The following is a 236-nucleotide window of genomic DNA, read 5'->3' as shown; positions in this document are numbered from 1 at the left end:
TAGCCCGATGGGGCAATTTGCAGCAACTTGCAAATTGGCTCGACCCCATAGGCATCACGATACTGGTCTACAAAGTCAATTAACTCTTGATGCGACGGTCCAGCTCCGCCTGTGCAAAAAAGCGCTCGCAGCCTTGAGGATGTCATTGGCTCGGCGCAGCTCCTTGTTCTCTCGCTCAAGTTGCTTGAGTCGCTCACGTTCATCCGTGGTCAACCCTGGCCGTTGGCCTGCATCTA

Annotated in this window: 1 pseudogene and 1 other annotated feature; the pseudogene reads right to left on the bottom strand. The window is 54.2% G+C overall.

Features of this window, described 5'->3' with window-relative positions:
* Positions 1–236 (bottom strand): annotated as a pseudogene (locus SJH88_RS19710) (IS3 family transposase); the annotation flags it as partial.
* Positions 9–124: a sequence feature (AL1L pseudoknot), on the bottom strand. Its footprint overlaps the pseudogene before it by 116 nt.

Origin of the sequence: Comamonas sp. GCA5 (assembly GCF_036541385.1) — a bacterium.
GTDB lineage: Bacteria > Pseudomonadota > Gammaproteobacteria > Burkholderiales > Burkholderiaceae_C > Comamonas > Comamonas aquatica.
This window is presented reverse-complemented; position numbering and strand designations above follow the sequence as displayed.